The 19,954-nt window shown below is 40.0% G+C and carries 18 protein-coding genes; 5 read left to right on the forward strand and 13 right to left on the reverse strand.

Annotation, left to right across the window (positions count from 1 at the left end; all coding sequences use genetic code 11):
* Window positions 1-2: 2 nt before the first annotated feature.
* From lpxA to rpsB, 13 genes are all read right to left on the reverse strand, one after another.
* Window positions 3-773: an acyl-ACP--UDP-N-acetylglucosamine O-acyltransferase gene (gene lpxA, locus H5090_RS14385; RefSeq protein WP_182692561.1), complete on the reverse strand. Its 771-nt coding sequence runs from the start codon at window positions 771-773 to the stop codon at window positions 3-5.
* Between the two features lie 2 nt (window positions 774-775).
* Window positions 776-1,228: a 3-hydroxyacyl-ACP dehydratase FabZ gene (gene fabZ, locus H5090_RS14390; RefSeq protein WP_002958310.1), complete on the reverse strand. Its 453-nt coding sequence runs from the start codon at window positions 1,226-1,228 to the stop codon at window positions 776-778.
* A 26-nt stretch (window positions 1,229-1,254) separates the two neighbouring features.
* Window positions 1,255-2,277, reverse strand: coding sequence for a UDP-3-O-(3-hydroxymyristoyl)glucosamine N-acyltransferase (lpxD, locus tag H5090_RS14395; RefSeq protein WP_182696045.1), 1,023 nt, complete (start codon window positions 2,275-2,277; stop codon window positions 1,255-1,257).
* A gap of 7 nt (window positions 2,278-2,284) precedes the next feature.
* Window positions 2,285-2,803, reverse strand: a complete 519-nt coding sequence (locus H5090_RS14400; RefSeq protein ID WP_002958312.1) for an OmpH family outer membrane protein — start codon at window positions 2,801-2,803, stop codon at window positions 2,285-2,287.
* An 11-nt stretch (window positions 2,804-2,814) separates the two neighbouring features.
* Entirely contained in the window at window positions 2,815-5,286 is a 2,472-nt protein-coding gene (gene bamA / locus H5090_RS14405; protein WP_024596248.1) for an outer membrane protein assembly factor BamA, read from the reverse strand.
* 100 nt (window positions 5,287-5,386) lie between these two features.
* Window positions 5,387-6,739 carry a sigma E protease regulator RseP gene (gene rseP / locus H5090_RS14410; protein WP_002958314.1) on the reverse strand — a complete coding sequence of 451 codons (1,353 nt, stop codon included), beginning with the start codon at window positions 6,737-6,739 and terminating at the stop codon, window positions 5,387-5,389.
* Window position 6,740: 1 nt separating this feature from the next.
* A complete protein-coding gene (gene ispC, locus H5090_RS14415) occupies window positions 6,741-7,946 on the reverse strand; it encodes a 1-deoxy-D-xylulose-5-phosphate reductoisomerase (RefSeq protein ID WP_182696046.1) in 1,206 nt (401 codons plus the stop codon).
* The gene (locus H5090_RS14420) at window positions 7,943-8,809 is read right to left on the reverse strand and encodes a phosphatidate cytidylyltransferase (protein ID WP_024596496.1); all 867 of its coding nucleotides are present in this window, start codon (window positions 8,807-8,809) and stop codon (window positions 7,943-7,945) included. The genes ispC and H5090_RS14420 overlap by 4 nt, the downstream gene beginning before the upstream one ends.
* A 19-nt stretch (window positions 8,810-8,828) precedes the next feature.
* The gene (locus H5090_RS14425; protein WP_024596497.1) at window positions 8,829-9,608 is read right to left on the reverse strand and encodes an isoprenyl transferase; all 780 of its coding nucleotides are present in this window, start codon (window positions 9,606-9,608) and stop codon (window positions 8,829-8,831) included.
* 244 nt (window positions 9,609-9,852) lie between these two features.
* On the reverse strand, window positions 9,853-10,374 hold the full coding sequence (gene frr, locus H5090_RS14430) for a ribosome recycling factor (RefSeq protein ID WP_206013162.1): 522 nt from the start codon (window positions 10,372-10,374) through the stop codon (window positions 9,853-9,855).
* A gap of 49 nt (window positions 10,375-10,423) precedes the next feature.
* A complete protein-coding gene (pyrH, locus tag H5090_RS14435; RefSeq protein WP_024596498.1) occupies window positions 10,424-11,173 on the reverse strand; it encodes a UMP kinase in 750 nt (249 codons plus the stop codon).
* Between the two features lie 158 nt (window positions 11,174-11,331).
* Window positions 11,332-12,183, reverse strand: coding sequence for a translation elongation factor Ts (gene tsf / locus H5090_RS14440; RefSeq protein ID WP_002958320.1), 852 nt, complete (start codon window positions 12,181-12,183; stop codon window positions 11,332-11,334).
* Between the two features lie 104 nt (window positions 12,184-12,287).
* Window positions 12,288-13,016 carry a 30S ribosomal protein S2 gene (gene rpsB / locus H5090_RS14445; RefSeq protein WP_024596499.1) on the reverse strand — a complete coding sequence of 243 codons (729 nt, stop codon included), beginning with the start codon at window positions 13,014-13,016 and terminating at the stop codon, window positions 12,288-12,290.
* A gap of 271 nt (window positions 13,017-13,287) precedes the next feature.
* Here rpsB and map point away from each other — a divergent pair, with 271 nt between their 5' ends.
* The 5 genes from map to H5090_RS14470 form a co-directional block, all read left to right on the forward strand.
* Window positions 13,288-14,073 (forward strand): type I methionyl aminopeptidase, encoded by a 786-nt coding sequence (gene map, locus H5090_RS14450; protein WP_002958322.1) that lies wholly within the window; start codon window positions 13,288-13,290, stop codon window positions 14,071-14,073.
* 30 nt (window positions 14,074-14,103) lie between these two features.
* A complete protein-coding gene (gene glnD, locus H5090_RS14455) occupies window positions 14,104-16,722 on the forward strand; it encodes a [protein-PII] uridylyltransferase (protein ID WP_002958323.1) in 2,619 nt (872 codons plus the stop codon).
* 9 nt (window positions 16,723-16,731) lie between these two features.
* Window positions 16,732-17,559 carry a 2,3,4,5-tetrahydropyridine-2,6-dicarboxylate N-succinyltransferase gene (gene dapD, locus H5090_RS14460; protein WP_002958324.1) on the forward strand — a complete coding sequence of 276 codons (828 nt, stop codon included), beginning with the start codon at window positions 16,732-16,734 and terminating at the stop codon, window positions 17,557-17,559.
* Between the two features lie 156 nt (window positions 17,560-17,715).
* Complete coding sequence (locus H5090_RS14465; protein ID WP_182696047.1) at window positions 17,716-18,567, forward strand: DUF2971 domain-containing protein; 852 nt, start codon at window positions 17,716-17,718, stop codon at window positions 18,565-18,567.
* 405 nt (window positions 18,568-18,972) lie between these two features.
* A partial coding sequence (locus tag H5090_RS14470; RefSeq protein ID WP_182696048.1) for an HlyD family secretion protein occupies window positions 18,973-19,954 on the forward strand: 982 nt, incomplete at its 3' end.

The raw sequence follows: 19,954 nt of genomic DNA on the forward strand, positions 1-19,954 counted from the left end.
AATTATCTTACAATGCCGCGCTCTGAGCTTTTAACAAAGTCGACCATCAATTTCACAGCAGGGTACTTTTCGGCATCTTCTGTGAGAGATTCAATCGCTTCTTCAGCACCTAAGCTTTTACGATAAAGCGCTTTATATGCACGTCGTACAGCCATAATTTCATCACTTTCGAAACCACGACGTTTCATGCCTTCTTTATTGATAGCGGCAGGACCTGCTGGCATACCAATGGTAGTAACAAAAGGTGGTACATCTTTGTTAACACCTGAATACATACCAATAAAGGCATGTGCACCAATTTTACAAAACTGATGAACTCCCGAATTACCACCTAAGATAACCCAGTCGCCTACATGTACATGGCCGGCCACACTTGCATTGTTAGCAAAAATTACGTTATCGCCAATTACCGCGTCATGTGCAACGTGTGTATAAGCCATAAATAAGTTATTACTACCAATTTTAGTAACGCCTTGGTCTTGAATTGTACCACGGTGAATAGTGGCACATTCACGGATAACATTGTTATCACCCATGATTAATGTGGTTGGCTCGTTGTTGTATTTTTTGTCTTGGCAGGCTTCGCCCACAGACGCAAACTGAAAAATATGATTGCCAGAGCCAATAGTTGATGGCCCTTTAACAACAACATGAGACTCAATAATACAGTTATCACCGATAACAACATCATTGCCAATATAACTATACGGACCAACTGAGACATTGTTACCTAGTTTAGCGCCAGGTTCGATTATTGCTGTAGAATGGATCACTATTAAAACTCTCTTCTCGCACACATAATTTCGGCACTACACACTACTTTGCCGTCGACTCTAGCTTCTGCTGCAAACTTCCAAATGTTGCGACGTTCTTTTAAAAACTCAACGTGAAGATGCATTGTATCACCTGGGATCACTGGCTGTTTAAAACGTGCGTTATCAACAGCAGCAAATAAATATAGTTCGTTTTCACTACGATTTTCTACTGTTTTAAAACCTAATAAACCCGTGGCTTGCGCCATTGATTCTAATATTAGCACACCAGGAAAAATTGGCTGATTTGGGAAATGGCCAGTAAATATAGGTTCGTTTATAGAAACATTTTTAATAGCATGTAAAGATTTTCCAGGTGTAAAATCAATAACACGATCAATTAATAGCATCGGGTAACGGTGCGGTAATAAACTTAAAATTTCTTGAATATCAAGGCTATTTAATTCGTTTGCCAAAATAGCATCCTTATTAGTGTTCAACGTTATGACTTAGCCAATGCTTCCAGCGCTTTAAGACGAGATTTCATGTCTGAAAGGTTACGCAAGTGAGCTATTGATTTACGCCATTCTTTGTTTGTTGTATGGGGCATACCAGATGAGTAAATACCTGGTCCGGTGATTGATTTTGTCACCATACTCATGCCGGTAATTATAACACCATCACATACAGACATGTGACCATTAATTGCAACCATGCCACCAATTTGACAGTTTTTGCCAATGGTAACGCTTCCTGCAAGTACGGTGCAGCCCGCGATTGCGGTGCCTGAATTAACTTCAACGTTGTGCGCTATTTGACACTGATTATCGATAATAACATTGCTATGGATAATGGTATTGTCCAGTGCGCCACGATCAATTGTCGTGCTTGCACCAATTTCAACTTTGTTACCTATGATCACTGAACCAAGCTGAGGTATTTTTACCCATTGCCCGCGTTCGTTCGCATAGCCAAACCCATCACTACCTACAACACTATTTGCTTGAAACAAACAATCTGAACCAATTTCAACATCGTGATAAATAGTCACACTAGACCAAAGCTTAGTGCCAGAGCCTATTTTAACACGTTCTCCGATAAAACTGTTCGGACCAATTTGCGCATTGTCACCTATCACCGCATCAGCTTCAATGACTGCATTAGCCCCTATAGCGGCGCTGTCACTAACAATCGCTGTTGAATGAACCGTAGCACTTGGATGAATACCCGTCGAGGCTGAGCGTGGTGTTGTATCCATAAATTGCGCTAATTTTGCGTAACTTACGTACGGGTTAGCAACAATAATTTTGCTACCACTAAAGTACTGAGCATCGGCTTGGCTTACTATTACAGCGCTAGCTTGAGTAGTTTCAAGTTGCGAGCGATATTTTGAGTTCGCTAAAAATGCAATATGCCCAGAATGGGCATTTGCAAGTGTCGCTATTTTTTTTATTTCTAAAGCGCCATCACCCTGAAGTTCGGCGCCTAGAAGTTCCGCAATTTGCGAAAGCGTATAATTTTGCATAGAGTGATTATTTCTTACTAACTGCAGCTACAACTTTAGACGAAAGATCAGTTACTTCTTTAGGGTTAAAGTAAATTGTTGTGTCTTTTACTTTAACTTCGTCGAAGTCGCCGTCTTTAGCAATTTCTTCAATTGTTTTGATTATCACACCTTGAACTTTAGCAAGCTCTTGGTTTTGGCGCGCTTTGATTTCTTGCTCTAAAGGACGACCTTGTTCAGCAAGATTTTTTTGCATGCCTTGAATTTTATCACGTAGTGCATCTTTTTGAGCTTGGCTCATAGTTGTACTTTCACGTTTAAATTTTTCAGCTTCAAAACGAATATCGCCTTGTAACTTTTCAAGCTCTTGACGACGTTCAGCAAACTCAGTTTGTAAAGACTGTTCAATTTTAGCCATTTGAGGAATTTGCTTGTAGATTTCCTGCATATCAACAATACCTACTTTGTGTGCAAATGCATTCACAGAAGTACCCATCATTAAAGTTGCTAAAACTGCTACAGCTGTTGATTTAAATAATTTTTTCACAAAAAACTCCTTTAGAAAGTGTTACTAATGTTAAAGCTGATGGTTTTCGTATCGTCATCTTCTTCTTTTTGCAATGGATACGCAAAACTGATCAGCATTGGACCCATTGGAGAGATCCATTGTAATGAAAGACCGGTTGAAACCCTAAAACGCATTGGGTCTGAATAGTCATCTAACTTAGCACGTTCATCAACGCCTAAGTTTTGATAGCGGTCTACGTTAAACTCAGTATCCCATACGTTTGCAGCATCAACAAAGAAGCTAGTACGTACAGAGCTGGTATTTTCTTCATCTAAGAATGGTGTAGGAACAATTAGCTCCATACCTGCCACTGCTTTAGCATTACCACCAATACGGCCTTGCGGCACTAGAATATCAAATTCTGATGCGCCACCAATGCTACCGGTTGTAGTACCGTCTGCACCTGGCGTACCTGGAATAGACTGCGGTATACGCGATACAGCACGTGGTAATATTGTATTACGGTCAAAGCCACGAAGTTCCATTTCCGTTATACGGAAGTACTCTTGGAATGGAAGTGTTTGCTCATACCCGTTTGTAGAACCATAACCATTACCATAACCAAGCGCTGCACGGGTTGAGAATACCCAACGGTGGTCATTTGATATAGGCCAGTAAAAACGCGAATCGTAATTCAGTTTAAAGTACTGAAGATCTGAGTTAGGCGTTGTTGCTGTTAAGTTTAGAGTTTGACGCGAACCCGCTGTTGGGAATAAACCACGGTTAACAGTAATACGCGACCAACCAACACTCAGCTCATACTTAGTAAAGTCAAAGCCTGCATCTGGGTTGTCTGGATCTAAGAATGTTTCACGAAGTACACGCGTTTGCTCGTACTCTGCAATATCCGAAAGCTCTTCTTTAATCCAACGGGCGCCAAAGTTAACACGATTTACAGCATCAATTGGAAAACCAATATTTGTGCCTAAACCATAACTTTTTGATTTGTACTCAACAAGACTGAATTTACTTGCATCGTAGTTTCTGTAAAAGATGCTACTGCCTTGCGATACACCATCTGGCGTAAAGTATGGGTCTGTGTACGATAAGCTTAAGCTTTCAGAACCTGTAGACGTGTTAAGGTTTAAACCAATTTGGTTACCTGTGCCTAAAAAGTTAGATTCTGTTACACCAATATTAAACTGCAGACCTAAGTAAGAACCATAAGCAAGACCAGCATTAAAGCTACCCGCTGATTGCTCTTTTACAGTAAAATCTACATCTACTTGGTCATCCACACCTGGTACAGGCACTACGTTAAAATCAACAGTTTCCATGTAAGGCAAACGTTGAATTTGTAGTTTTGAACGCTCAAGGTTTTGATTAGATAACCAGGCGCCTTCAAGTTGTGTCATTTCACGGCGAAGTACTTCATCAGCTGTATTTTGGTTACCACCAACAATAATACGACGAACATATACACGCTTACCTGGATTAACCGATAGTGTTAGTTGTACTTCTTGCTTTTCGTCGTCAATTTCTGGAATTGTACGTACTTCAGCATTAGCGTAACCAAAACGTGCTAAGTAGCTTTTAATAAATTCTTCTGACGAAGTAACGACTGAGCCATTGTAAAGCTCACCCGCTCTAAGTGGGATAACACTTTTAATTAAGTCTTCACGGCCAAGCAAGTCACCAATAAAGTCAAAGCCTTTAACGGTATATTTTACGCCTTCGGTTAAGTTAGCTGTAACGTAAACTGATTCACGTTCAGGGCTCACTGATACTTGCGTTGAATCGATATTAAAACGTAGGTAACCACGGTCTAAATAATAACTACGAATTTTTTCTAAATCGCCTTCAATGGTTTGCTTTTGGTAGCGATCGCTACCCATAAACTGCCACCAAGGTAAATCTTGCTGCGATTCAGCAAGTTTAAGAAGCTCTTCATTAGAAAAAAGTTCATTACCCACTAAGTTAATTTGTCGGATAGAAGCTGCATCACCTTCATCAAACTCTAATTTAAGTTTAACGCGGTTACGAGGCAACTTAGTAATACTGATATCTACTTTAGCGTTGTATTTACCAATACTGTGGAAAAACTCAACTAAGCCCTTTTCGATACTATCGATAACGGTTTTATCAAGTGGTTCACCTTGACGAATATCTTGCTGATCAAGAGACTCATTAAGCTGCTCGTCTTTAATGTCTTTATTGCCTTCAAACTCAATGAAGCTGATGGTTGGACGTTCCGTTACTTTAAAAATAACGTTGTTGCCATCACGAAGGGCTTTTATGTTATCAAAGTGCCCAGAACGATAAAGTGACTTTATTGTTTTTGAAATCGTATAGTCATCAACATTATCGCCTACGTTAATAGGAATATGTGTTAGCGCTGCACCAAGTGCTACACGCTGCAAACCTTCAACTTTCAGGTCTTCAACAATAAAGGAGTTTTGGCCTAGGGCTGCAAAACTTGCACCCAATAAACTTGTTACTGCCAAATGTTTTTTTATAGCCATTTTATTATCTTTATCCTTTACAACTGTATTACCGCATAACACCCTACTAAAGTGGTGCTTTACAATCGTGTTCTAATTAGTAATTTGCCACGCTGTAAAACTACAAACGCGATACATCATTGAACAAAGCGAAACATGTTAGAAAAATGAGCAACAAGGCGCCCACTTTAAAACCAAACTCTTGTGTCTTTTCAGAGACCGGCTTTTTACGAAAAAGTTCAATTATGTAATACATTAAGTGTCCACCATCAAGTACTGGTAAGGGTAATAAATTAAATACACCCAAGTTAACGCTTATTAAGGCTAAAAAGCTTAAAAAGGCCACTAACCCATAGCTTACGCTAGTTCCAGCGCCTACTGCAATGCCCACAGGGCCACTTAAATTCTTAACCGAAACCTGGCCTGTAATTAAATTACCAATCATATCAAAACTGAGTGTAATTAAGCGCCACGTTTCTTTTGTGCCTCGCACGATACTATCGAGCGGGCCGTAATGTCTAGTCTCTACATAACCATCAGGCCATTGCTGTACAACAGGAGCAACGCCTAAAAAGCCTTGCTCAATACCGTTATTATCAATGCGCCCTTTAGGGGTTACTGTAATGGCTTTTATAGTATCTTGTCTTTTTACACTAAATTGTAAAGATTTGTTAGCTGATTGCGTAATAAGATTAACTAATTGCTGCCAATTGCTTATTGTTTCACCGTTTACAGCCAAAATTGTGTCATTAACTTGTAAATTAGCGTGTTCTGCAGCTGAGTCTTTAGTTACGGCGGCAATTGTTAAAGTTGCTTGAGGTCTAAACGGTACAATACCTAACGAGCTTAATGGTGGCACGTCTTGCTGATCTAGTTTCCACCCCTCTAAATTAAGCGTTTTAACACGTGGTTGAAGGTTTTTATCGCGCACTATCACTTCAACGCTTTCTTCACCTAAATTAGACATAAGTGCAAACGTGGCATCTTGCCAGGTCGTTATATCATCATCACCAATTTTTATAATATGTTGAGAAGGCATAATGCCCGCTTGCTCTGCCCGGCTACCCTCGGTAATACTACCTACCACAGGCTTTACCGACTGCACACCCACCATATACATTACAGCAAGAGCAAAAATGGCAAACAAAAAGTTGGCCATTGGACCCGCTGCAACTATGGCAATACGTGCTTGTACAGATTTAGCGTTAAACGATAAATGACGTTGGTTTGCCGGCACGTCATCAACACGCTCATCAAGCATTTTTACATAACCGCCTAATGGAATAGCCGCAATCACATATTCGGTATTATATTTATCGTGCCATTTTAATAGTGGCTTACCAAAGCCAATTGAAAAACGCAGCACTTTAACGCCCATTTTTCGTGCAACCCAAAAATGGCCATATTCATGTATGGCCACTAAAATACCAAGCGCTAAAATAAATGAGCCAAGATTCCAAAAAAAATCAAACATATTAATGCGCCACTTTTGTTATAAATTCTGAAGCGCTAATACGCGCTAATTTATCGCACTCTAAAATTTCATCTAAGCTTTGTACATTGGTATACGTTGCAGATTCAAGCGTTTGTGCATTTATTTTGTATATATCAGTAAAACCAATTTTACCGTTTAAGAATGCACTTACTGCTATCTCATTTGCAGCATTAACCGTTGTGGTCGCGCCCTGCCCTGCCCTGCACGCATCAATCGCTAATTGTAAATTTGGATAGCGAGAAAAGTCAGGCTTGGTGAATGAAAAATCACATATATCAGAGAAGTTTAAGGGTTTAACGCCTGCATTAATTCGCTCAGGGTATGCAAGTGCATGGGCAATTGGGGTGCGCATATCAGGGTTACCCATTTGCGCTAAAATAGAACCGTCGTGGTATTGCACCATTGAGTGAATAATACTTTGTGGATGAATCACTACGTCTATATCACTGGTGTCGCAATTGAATAACCACTTAGCTTCGATAAACTCTAAGCCTTTATTCATCATAGTGGCCGAGTCTACTGATATTTTTTGACCCATCGACCAGTTAGGATGCGCCACGGCTTCACTTACAGTTACATCTTTTAGTGTGTTTAGATCGCGCGTTAAAAAAGGGCCACCAGAACCGGTAAGCAAAATTTTACTTACGCCATGTTGCTGTAAATTTTGATCGCCTTTGGCACTTTGTAACGAAGAAGGTAGACATTGAAAAATAGCATTATGTTCGCTATCAATTGGCAGCAAGGTCGCTTTATGTTGTTTAACTTTATCAATAAACAACTGACCTGACATAACTAACGATTCTTTATTAGCAAGGAGTACTTTTTTACCTGCTTCTACTGCACTTAATGTTGGCAGTAAACCAGCTGCACCTACAATTGCCGACATCACGACATCAACATCTGGGTGAGCACATAAGTCGCACATTGCTTGCTCGCCGTGCATAACAAGCGTTTGGCATGGTGTATTAGCTAAATAAGCAGATAACTGCTCAGCGGCTTGCTGGGTAGCCATAATCGCATAAAGTGGTTCGTGTTCAATACACAGCTCAGCCATTTTTTTTGCGTTTTGCCCTGCAGCTAAAACAAAAACATCAAATAACTCTTTATTGCGCGATACAACATCTAGTGTACTTAAACCAATTGAACCTGTTGCGCCTAAAATAACCAGCAATTGCTTTTGGCTCATAAACTAAGAGTCCACGCATAGCACATTACAAACATTGGAGCTGCAGCCGTTAAGCTGTCAATGCGATCTAAAATACCGCCGTGCCCAGGTAAACAACGGCCGCTATCTTTTAAACCAGCTTCACGTTTAAACATGCTTTCAAGTAAATCACCTACCGCAGAGAACAATGCAATAAATGCAGTCATTATCGCGTAGATAGGCCAAACACCTAAATCAACATCGGTAAAGTGACAAAATGCTAAAACAAAAATGATAGAAGCGACTACACCGCCTGCTAACCCTTCAATTGTTTTATTAGGGCTCACTTTTGGCATAAGTTTATGCTTACCAAAGCTCTTACCTGAAAAATAAGCACCAACGTCTGCACTCCACACAATACCCAATACGACTAAAATAAGTACAGAGCCAAAATGTGTTGATTCAGCATATTGCGCACTGCGCAGCGTATTTAGTGCAAGCCATAACGGCACAAGTGTTAATAAACCTGCAATGCCGCGCATTACTAGACCTTCATTCCACGCTTTAGCCATTTCTGGATAGCGCCAAATTAAATAACTAGCAACAATCCACCAAGCAAACGAAAGCGTAAATAAGTAATTCGCATCACCTACTAGCTTGCCACTTTCCCATAGTGATTCAATAGGCCAATGTAAATTAAGCAGGCCAAGTAAGGCTGCAATCAATACAACAAAAGCACCACGTTTGAGCTTATCGCATAAACCCATAAACGCAGACCATTCCCATGCGCCTAATAATACTATTGCACCGGCAAAGTAACTAAATAACGTAAGCGGTGTATAAAAAACCAAAGCTAATGCCGATGGTGCAAGCACAAGTGAGGTTAAAATTCGTTGTTTTAACAAAATGTGACCCTTATTCTATTTAGGTTTGAGCGAGTAATTGTTTTATTTGTTCGCCCGTACAACCAAAACGTCGCTCTCTGGCAACGTAACACGCTATAGCCTCAGCAAATGCTGCTTCATTAAAATCAGGCCAAAGTGTTTCGGTAAAGTAAAGTTCTGCATAAGCAACTTGCCATAGTAAAAAATTACTAATACGAACATCGCCACCAGTGCGAATAAGTAAATCAGGTTCTGCCTGATCTGCCATGCTCATATGCTGTGCTAAGCGCTCTTCTGTAATATCTTCTGCGTTGAGTGTGCCTTGCGCAACTTGCAAAGCAAGTTGTTTAGCCGCGTTAGCCATATCCCAACGACCACCGTAATTAGCTGCAACATTTAAGCGCAATCCGGTATTATTTTCAGTCAGCTTATGCGCAGCGTCTACCTTGCTACGTAATCCTTCAGAAAATCGTGATAAGTCTCCAATAATGGTCAGTTTTACATTGTTTTTATGAAGCTTTTTAACTTCCTTTGTTAAAACAAATAAGAAAAGCTCCATTAAAGTGTTTACTTCGTCTTCAGGGCGGCGCCAGTTTTCACTACTAAAAGCAAATAAGGTTAACGATTGTATCCCTAATTTAGTACAAAACTGAACAGATTGACGAACTGCGTCTACGCCTTTTTTATGCCCATACACACGAGGTCTATTTCTAGCTTGTGCCCAACGTCCGTTCCCATCCATGATGATAGCAACATGTTTGGGTAAACATTGCTGTGAAATTGTGTCAGCATCTAGAACCATAAATATCGAGTATTCCATAAAAAAACGCCGCCTAGTATACCCTAGACGGCGTTTCAAAACTAATAATTTTAATAGGTCCTGTCGACCTTTCAGGATTGTAATTTATTCAATCTAGGCAGAACCCTTTGGGCAGCGCGTTTTTAGATTTTATGCATTGCTATCGCCTAATAATGGGAAATAACCACACTACGTAGGCTCTGCCTTGCCTTAAAGCCAAACACACTACTGCAAATTTAACCTCAAAAGATAAACAGGGACTTACTTAGATTTCCATTAACTCTGCTTCTTTAGCAGCTAATAGAGTATCCATTTCTTTGATAAACTTATCTGTAAGTTTTTGAATCGCATCATCTGATTGACGCGCTTCATCTTCAGATATTTCTTTATCTTTTAATAAACCTTTTACATCGCCATTAGCATCACGACGAATGTTACGAATAGCAACACGACCGCCTTCAACTTCGCCACGTACAATTTTGATTAGGTCTTTACGACGCTCTTCTGTAAGTGGAGGAAGAGGTACACGAATAACAGTACCTGCCGACATAGGGTTTAAACCTAAGTCAGACGCCATAATTGCTTTTTCAACAGCTTGCGCTAAAGACTTATCAAATACACCAATAGCAAGTGTACGAGAATCTTCAATTGTTACGTTAGCAACTTGGTTTAAAGGCGTTGGTGCACCGTAGTACGACACCATAATGCCATCTAGGATTGCAGGATGTGCACGGCCAGTACGAATTTTAGATAATTGGCTACCTAGTGCAGTTACACTTTTTTGCATGCGCGCTTGCGCGTCTTTTTGAATATCGTTAATCACGGTTTAATCCTAATTATTTGATTATTTCATCTGAGGCTTGTGAAGAAATAAGTGTTCCTTCTTCTTCACCCATAATTACGCGTTTTAGCGCGCCTGATTTATTCATATTAAATACGCTCAATGGCATATTGTGATCGCGGGCTAGAGTAAATGCCGCTAAATCCATAACTTTTAATTCTTTTTCAATGATTTCATTGTAGCTTAAGTGGCTGTAAAGCGTCGCTTCTGGGTTTTTAACAGGATCATCACTGTACACGCCATCCACTTTAGTCGCTTTAATTACTGTATCCGCTTCAATTTCGATACCGCGTAAACACGCTGCAGAATCGGTAGTAAAAAATGGGTTACCGGTGCCTGCTGCAAAAATAACAACGCGGCCAGTTTTCAATAAACTAATTGCTTCAGCCCAGTTATAAGCGTCACATACACCATTTAGCGGAATAGCCGACATTAAACGACAGTTTACAAATGCACGGTGTAGCGCATCACGCATTGCAAGGCCATTCATAACCGTTGCAAGCATACCCATGTGGTCGCCTACTACGCGGTTCATGCCTGCTTCTGCAAGTGAACCACCGCGTAAAAAGTTACCTCCACCAATAACTAAACCCACTTCTACGTCAAGCTCTACTAGCTCTTTAATTTCTTGTGCCATACGGTCTAAAACTTTAGGGTCGATGCCGAAGCCTTCGTCTCCCATTAAAGCTTCACCACTTAATTTGAGAAGAACACGTCTAAAAATAGGTTTGCGATTGATAGTCATAGTATAGGGGCCAACTTTTATTGAATTATGGATAAAAAATAACCGCGCTTATGTTAAACATAAAAGCGCGGTTATTTTAAAGAATTTCTAGCTGTGAAGCAAAACCAAATAGTACTTTAATTGCATCTAATTTCCTTTTGCATCACAAATAGTTAATCTTACTGACCTTTAGCAGCTGCAATTTGAGCAGCAACTTCAGCAGCAAAATCTTCTTCTTTCTTCTCGATACCTTCACCAACTTCTACACGTACAAAGCCAGTAACTGTTGCGTTTTTCTCTTTAAGAATATCGCCAACAGATTTTTTAGGTTCCATGATGAAAGCTTGACCAGTAAGAGAAACCTCACCAGTGAATTTTTTCATGCGACCAACAACCATCTTCTCAGCGATTTCAGCAGGCTTGCCTTCATTCATCGCGATTTCGATTTGTACTTGCTTTTCTTTTTCTACAACGTCAGCTGGTACGTCAGAAGGAGTTAAGTACTCTGGACGTGAAGCAGCAACGTGCATTGCAACGTGCTTAAGTGTTTCTTCATCAGCAACACCTGCAACAACAACACCGATACGGTCGCCATGACGGTACTCAACTAGGTTTTCACCAGCGATGTACTGCAGACGACGTACGTTGATGTTTTCGCCAATTTTAGTTACTAGCTCAACACGGTCTTCTTCAAACTTAGCTTGTAAGTCTTCGATAGTAAGAGTGTCAGCAATTGCAGCTTCAGCAACTTTATCAGCAAATGCTAAAAAGCTTACGTCTTTTGCAACGAAGTCTGTTTGACAGTTAACTTCTACTAGTACTGCAACACCAGCGTTTTGCTTGATGATGATAGTACCTTCAGCAGCAATGTTACCTGCTTTTTTAGCAGCTTTAGCAGCGCCACTTTTACGCATGTTTTCAATCGCTAACTCGATGTCGCCATCAGTCTCAGTTAACGCTTTTTTACAATCCATCATGCCAGCGCCTGTGCGCTCGCGTAATTCTTTAACTAGGGCAGTAGTTACAGCCATTAGTAAATCCTCAAATCTGAAATCTGGTTTAGATAAGCGGGTTACCCGCTCTACAAGAATAACAAGTCTTCACCTTAAAAAGATGAAGACTTGATGATAGCTAATTACTCAGCTTCAACGAAATCGTCTTTCTCAGCTTGAGCAACGATGTTATTCTCGCGACCTTCAGTGATAGCAGCTGCAACAGCGCTAGTGTAAAGGCTTACAGCACGGATAGCATCATCGTTACCAGGAACGATGTAATCAACGCCGTCTGGGTTAGAGTTAGTATCAACGATTGCAACAACAGGGATACCTAGGTTGTTTGCTTCACGGATAGCAATGTGCTCGTGGTCAGCATCGATAACGAAAAGCGCGTCTGGAAGACCGCCCATGTTTTTGATACCACCAAGGCTCTTTTCAAGCTTTTCCATTTCGCGGTTAAGCATTAACGTTTCTTTCTTAGTTAATTTCTCGAAAGTACCGTCTTGGCTTTGTACTTCAAGGTCTTTAAGACGCTTGATTGATTGACGTACAGTTTTCCAGTTAGTCAACATACCACCTAACCAACGGTGATTTACGAAGAACTGATCGCTTTCTAAAGCAGCTGCTTTAACTGCGTCGCTTGCTGCGCGCTTAGTACCAACGAAAAGAACTTTACCTTTGTTAGCTGCAGCACTTGATAAAAACTTAAGTGCGTCGTTGAACATTGGTACAGTTTGCTCAAGGTTGATGATATGTACACGGTTACGTGTGCCGAAGATGAAAGGCTTCATCTTAGGGTTCCAGTAACGTGCTTGGTGACCAAAGTGAACACCAGCTTGAAGCATATCGCGCATTGAAACGTTTGCCATTTTATAGATCCTCTATAGTTGTTTAGGGTTAGGCCTCCACATATCCCATAGCACCAACACCGAAGTAATTAAACTTCAAATGCACCCAAGTGTATGTGACGATACGTGTGTGTGTTAAAATAAAATTGTGTTTGCCTTAAATACAAAAAATCATTTAAGAATTTATTTGTAAAAAGACGGCGCGCTTTATACCATATTAAAATTAAATACTCAACGTCGCGTGCAAAATTTGTTCGGCGATAAATGTTAGAAACTCAACTTTGGAGCCTCAATGAGCGCTATTATCAAGACCCCTGAAGAAATAGAGAAAATGCGCGTAGCTGGGCGCTTAGCGGCCGATGTACTTGAAATGATCGGCCCTCATGTAGTGCCGGGTGTTACCACCGATGAGCTAAATACACTTTGTCATGATTATATTGTTAATGTGCAACAAGCAATCCCTGCTCCGTTAAATTATCATGGCTTTCCAAAATCAGTTTGTACGTCAGTTAATCATGTTATTTGTCACGGAATTCCAAATGACAAAGCATTAAAAGAAGGCGACAGCGTAAATATTGACGTAACTGTCATTAAAGATGGCTACCACGGCGATACTTCTAAAATGTTCCACGTTGGTACACCAAACATCCAAGCTAAGCGTCTTGCAGAAGTAACACAAGAAAGCTTATACCTTGCTATTAAAATGGTAAAACCAGGTGTGCGCTTAGGTGATATTGGCTCTGCTATTCAAAAATATGCAGAAAGTTTTAATTACTCTATTGTTCGTGAATATTGCGGCCACGGTATTGGCGCAGGATTTCATGAAGAACCACAAGTAATGCACTACGGTAAAGCGGGTACTGGCGAAACTTTAAAAGCGGGCATGTGCTTAACAATTGAACCAATGGTTAATGCGGGTAAACGCCAATGTAAGCTACTTAAAGATGATTGGACTGTAGTAACTCGCGACCGCAGCTTGTCTGCACAGTGGGAACATACTTTATTAGTGACTGAAAATGGTGTTGAAATTTTAACGCTACGATCAGATGATACTATCGACAGGATCATAGAACACTAATAATAAATAAGAAATTAGGAGCCAGCCCACGTGGCATTACCCAACAAAGTAAAAAAGTTGCTCAGCGATGCAGAGCAACTTAGTGATTATCGCGATTGTTCTAGCTATTTTTATAAATGGTTACATAACGAATTTTCTAAACAACCGGTTGGGAATTTAATTAATGCCCGGGCTGAGTTTATTGACCGCCTACTAATTAAGCTTTTTCATGTTTACGACTTAGCGCGCGAACCTGATTTAGCACTAATAGCAGTAGGCGGATACGGACGTGGCGAGCTACATCCCTACTCCGACATCGATTTTTTATTGCTTGTAACTAAACCACCAAGCGAAGAAATATGCGAAAAAATAGGCCAGTTTGTCACCATGCTATGGGATCTCAACTTAGAGATTGGCCACAGCGTGCGCACGATAGAACAAGCCATTGAGCAAAAACGTGAAGACGTTACTTTTGCCACCAGTTTACTCGAAAGCCGCCTTATTTTTGGTAATCATATTGAGTTTGAAAAACTCAAAACGCATATTCTAGAAACCCCCGTATGGCGCTCCGGTGAGTTTTTTACTGCCAAAGTTCAAGAACAAAACTTACGTCACAAAAAGTGCCATGGCACCGCGTATAATCTTGAGCCAAACATTAAAGAAAACCCCGGTGGCCTGCGCGACTTGCAAACCATTATTTGGGTCGCAAAAAAGCACTTTAGAACCGAAACCCTGCAAGAGTTAATAAGTCACGGCTACTTAACCCATGAAGAGTTTCAAGAGCTTTCAGAGTGCCTAGAGAACCTATGGAATATTCGCTTTGCACTGCATCTAGCCGCAGGTCGGGCTGAAAACCGCTTATTGTTTGATCATCAACCACAAGCCGCCGAAATTTTAGGTTTTGGTAGCGACGGTAAAGCCTCTGTTGAGCGTATGATGAAGCGCTTATTTAGAATAATGAGCCGCGTGCGCGAACTTAACCAAATGCTACTTTCATACTTTGAACAAAGTATCATGCCCGAAAGTAGTGAAAAAACGGTGATAGTACTCGACAGAAACTTTGAGCAAGTGGGCCATCAAATACGCGTAAAAGATCCATCTGTATTTTTTAGACGTGACCAACTTTTTGTATTGTTTGAGCACATAGCAGACAACCCTGCAATAACGCATATTTACCCAAGCACTATTCGTACAATCCGCCAAGTACGCCGCCGTTTATTGGGGGATTTACAAGATTATGCAGCCTGTCGTGAAGCTTTTTTACGCTTAGTTAAACACCCTAATGGTATGGGCCGCGCATTTACGTTAATGCACAAACACGGCATGCTTGCCGCCTACTTACCGCAGTGGCGTAATATATTTGGACAAATGCAGTTCGATTTGTTTCACGCCTACACCGTAGATGAGCATACTCACAAATTAATCAAAAATATTTACGAATACTTTGATAAAACTGGCATTAGCGAGTTTCCTATTTGTAGTGAAATAGTCACTCGAATGGACAAACCAGAGCTACTTTATTTAGCCGGTATATTTCACGACATTGCTAAGGGACGAGGGGGAGATCACTCTGAACTTGGCGCTGTTGATGCTATAGCCTTTGCTAAACTACATGGTTTTTCATCCTCTGATGCAAAATTAGTAGCATGGCTTGTAAGTAACCATTTACTTATGTCGGTTACCGCGCAGCGTAAAGATATTAACGACCCTGCTGTAATAAAAGACTTTGCAACACGTATTAAAACAGAGCGCCAACTCGACTATTTATATTGTTTAACCGTTGCCGACATCCGTGCAACCAACGACAACTTATGGAACGATTGGAAAAACACCCTACTGCGTGAATTGTACTTGCACACGCAGCGCGCATTACGCTTAGGGCTTGAAAACCCAATGGATCAGCGCGACCAAATTCGCGATAAAAAACACCAAGCTAAACAACGTCTACTCAACTTAGGTTACCCTGAGAATAAAATTGATTTAATTTGGAGTCGCTTTAAAGCCAACTACTTTACCGCCTTTAGCGAACAGCAAATATCGTGGCAAAGTGAGCATTTATTAACTAGCACCGATTTAAGCCAACCCAGTGTCATTGTATCTAACAAAGCAATGCATGGGGGTACACAAGTATTTGTATACAGCCCCTACTCTGGTGCGCTTTTTGCGAGATTAGTGAGTGTAATTGGCTCTAAAAAAGCACAAATACAGCACGCGCAAGTACTGACCACAAAAGATGGTTACGTCCTGTTTAGCTTTGTAATACTTGAAGTAAGTGGCGACCCTATTGCAAGTGGTCGAGCGCAATCAATTAAACGCGGGCTTGAGCAAGCACTTAGCGATCCGCGTAAAAAAATTCGCTTTAAAAAGAGCCGCTCTCAACGCTTTAAAGATTTTAATATTAAACCTAAAATTGTGTTGCGCCCACATGCACGCAAAGACCGTAGCTTAATAGAAATTCAAGCCGTCGATATACAAGGTTTACTAACCAAAATAGCCGAAGTTTTCCAAGCGCATTTACTACACATTCACGCTGCCCGTATTACAACGGTAGGTGAACGTGCAGAGGATTTCTTTGTTGTATCTAATAACGAATACCAAGCGCTGACTGATGAAGAGCAAGCAAAAATTCATCAGGCATTACGTAAAAAATTCAACGCAGAAACAGAATAGAGGACACACATGTCAGATTTAAAAACGATGATCGAAAACGCATGGGACAACCGCGATAGCATTAGCCCAAGCACAGTATCAAGCGACGTAAAACAAGCTATTATCGACGCACTTGATTTACTTGATAGCGGCGCAGCACGCGTTGCTGAAAAAATATCAGGTGAATGGGTCGTACACCAGTGGCTTAAAAAAGCAGTGTTACTGTCGTTTCGTATTCGCGACAACCAACCAATGAACGACGGCGTAAACCAGTTTTACGACAAAGTACCGCTTAAATTTAGCGACTACACGCCAGAGCAATTTCAACAAGGCGGTATGCGCGTAGTACCAAACGCTGTAGCACGTAAAGGCAGCTTTGTAGGTAAAAACGTTGTACTTATGCCATCGTACGTAAACATTGGCGCATACGTTGACGACGGCACCATGGTTGATACATGGGCGACTGTAGGCTCGTGTGCACAAATTGGTAAGAACGTACATTTATCAGGTGGCGTTGGCATAGGCGGTGTTTTAGAGCCTCTACAAGCTAACCCAACCATCATTGAAGACAACTGCTTTATTGGCGCTCGTTCTGAAATTGTTGAAGGCGTAATTGTTGAAGAAGGCGCAGTTATTTCAATGGGTGTTTACATCAGCCAAAGTACCCGTATTTATGACCGCGAAACTGGCGAAATTCACTACGGCCGCGTACCTGCAGGCGCAGTAGTTGTACCAGGTGCACTACCGTCAAAAGATGGCACTCACAGCCTTTATGCTGCAATCATCGTGAAAAAAGTAGATAAACAAACACGTGAAAAAGTAGGTATAAACGCCCTACTACGCTCAATTGATGAGTAATAGTCGATTGGGTTGAGTGAAACGAAACCCAACGATACGTTGAAGTTAAGTGTTTTAGCTAAACTTTAATTATATATAGAAAGCTCTAAGCCCTTTGGGTCTAGAGCTTTTTTTGTTATCTGAACGTTTTCTATTATTAAATGGAGAGTTGATCATATGGATACTGAAGAAAGTAACGAGCTAGTCTATCACTACACATCTTTGGATGCTTTTATCTCTATTGTGAATAGCAGAACCTTTCGGTTTGGCGACGCAAGAGCAATGAATGACTATACAGAGATAGATCATAATATTAATCTTCTTTTAAATTTAGAAAAACAAAAACCTGAGTTAATGAAAAAATTAAATATTTCAAATGAAGGGTTTAATAAAGGCATTAAAAATATTAAGTTTTTCAAAAAGCATATTGAAAATCACTATATACATATAATGAGCTTTAGTAAAAACCCAGATTCTTTAAGCCAGTGGCGGGGATATGCAGATAACGGTACAGGAATATGTTTTAGTATCAATTTATCAGCATTACGACACTGTCTAAATAATACTTACCGCATTGCTGGGAATTGCGTTTACAAACAAGGAGAATTAAACACAGAAGCACAAAACTTATTAAAATTAGCCTCAACTTTTGATAGTGATCAATTTGAATTTGAGGCTAGAAGTAACTTTCTTGATAACTTTATCGCATTTATAACAACAGGTAAAAATGAGGCTTTTATAGACGAAGGTGAAGTAAGGTTAGTTTCTTTCATTGAAAAACTGCCACCACCTCAAGATGTGAAATTCATAAACTCTAATGGCTTTATTAAAAGCTATCTTGAAGTAAGTTTTCGAATAAATATAATTGACACAATTATACTTGGACCGTGTTGTAAATTTGCAGCTAATGACCCCGTCTTTAATGATATGTTAGACAATTTATTTTTTAATAAAAAACTCTACGAGTTAGGAGTTGATACTAACCCATATAAGCCTAAAGTTTTAAGTTCAAAGGCAACTTTCAGATAACCGTTGGGTTTCGTTTCACTCAACCCTTCCTACGTCGATAAAATTAATCCCAAGCTACTGCTCATTGTTAACAATACCCCCCTAAACCTAAGAGCACTTATAAAAAAAGTGCTTTTATGTAGCAACGTAGTAATTACCTTGCCCTGCTTCATCAACAAACAAGATAATCAAACCTTTCTTCCACTAAATTCCATTAAAATAAAATTTACATAGTTAACTTAGTGGTGATATAACTGAATGTGTTTTGGGAACGGAGTTGGTGATAAATCAAACCATTAACTGCCAGCTAAAAAATATTACTCAGCTAGCTTACCCTTACACCCTTTACTTAAGGAAAATAAAAATCCTAACTAAAACAGCGTTTACCACATTTTAAAATAACAAAAGCACAAGTAGGTTGTACTAATGGAAGAGTATTTAATCGTTAAACAAAAAAGTAGATACCCTATCGCTATTGCGGCTTTATTGTTGTTATTGGCTTTGGGTTATTTAATTAAGATACTACTTTTCTCAAATGATATTCCTGAACGTTATTTAAAGCCAATATTAGTCTCTCAAGTATCATTACCCAATGTATTAAAAGGGATTGGTACAATAGAGCCTACACAAAGAGAGCTTTTGTCTGCGCCGCTAAAAGGCAATATCAACACACTTACAATTCGTGAAGGGCAAGCTATAAAAAAAGGCCAAGTATTAGCAAAGCTAACTAACTACGAATTGGAACAAGATATACATAATGCGAGTTATGAGCAGCTTAATTTAGAATCCCAAGTAGCTATTGATAAAAGTAATTTAGCAATTAAGCTCTCGCAAATTAAAGTCGACTTATCAAAAGCTAAAATGGCATTGCAGCAGCAAGCGCTTGAATTAAATGCTAATAAAGTCTTAATGGAACAAGGTATTATTTCTGCAATTCGCTTTAAGCAAAGCGAAATGCTTTACAAGCAAAGTGAACTTGAAGTTAATGCCAAAAATGGTGAACTTAGTCTATTTAAAGAGGCATTTGATCAGCAATTAATTGCGCTTGATAACAAAGTAAACATCTCAAAAAACAAACTTAGCTATTTACAAAGGCGTCAAGAGCAACTAACACTCACAGCAAACTTTGACGGTACCGTAAGCCAAAACTTAGCTAAATTAGGTCAAGCGGTTACTCAAGGGCAATCGCTGTTTGAGTTAATAGAGACCGACAACTTACTGGCTAAAATACAAGTCCCTCAGTATTCATCCACTCAGTTAAAAATTGGCCAAAAAGCAGACATAGTTACACCCAGTGGCACAATTGCAGCTAAGGTTGATTATATTGATACGGTAATAAGAAATGGCGCTATTAATGTATTTTTAGTATTAGACGCTTCCCCTCCATCATGGCTTAGAAGCAGCCAAG

Origin of the sequence: Pseudoalteromonas sp. SR43-5, from assembly GCF_014163835.1 — a bacterium.
GTDB lineage: Bacteria > Pseudomonadota > Gammaproteobacteria > Enterobacterales > Alteromonadaceae > Pseudoalteromonas > Pseudoalteromonas distincta.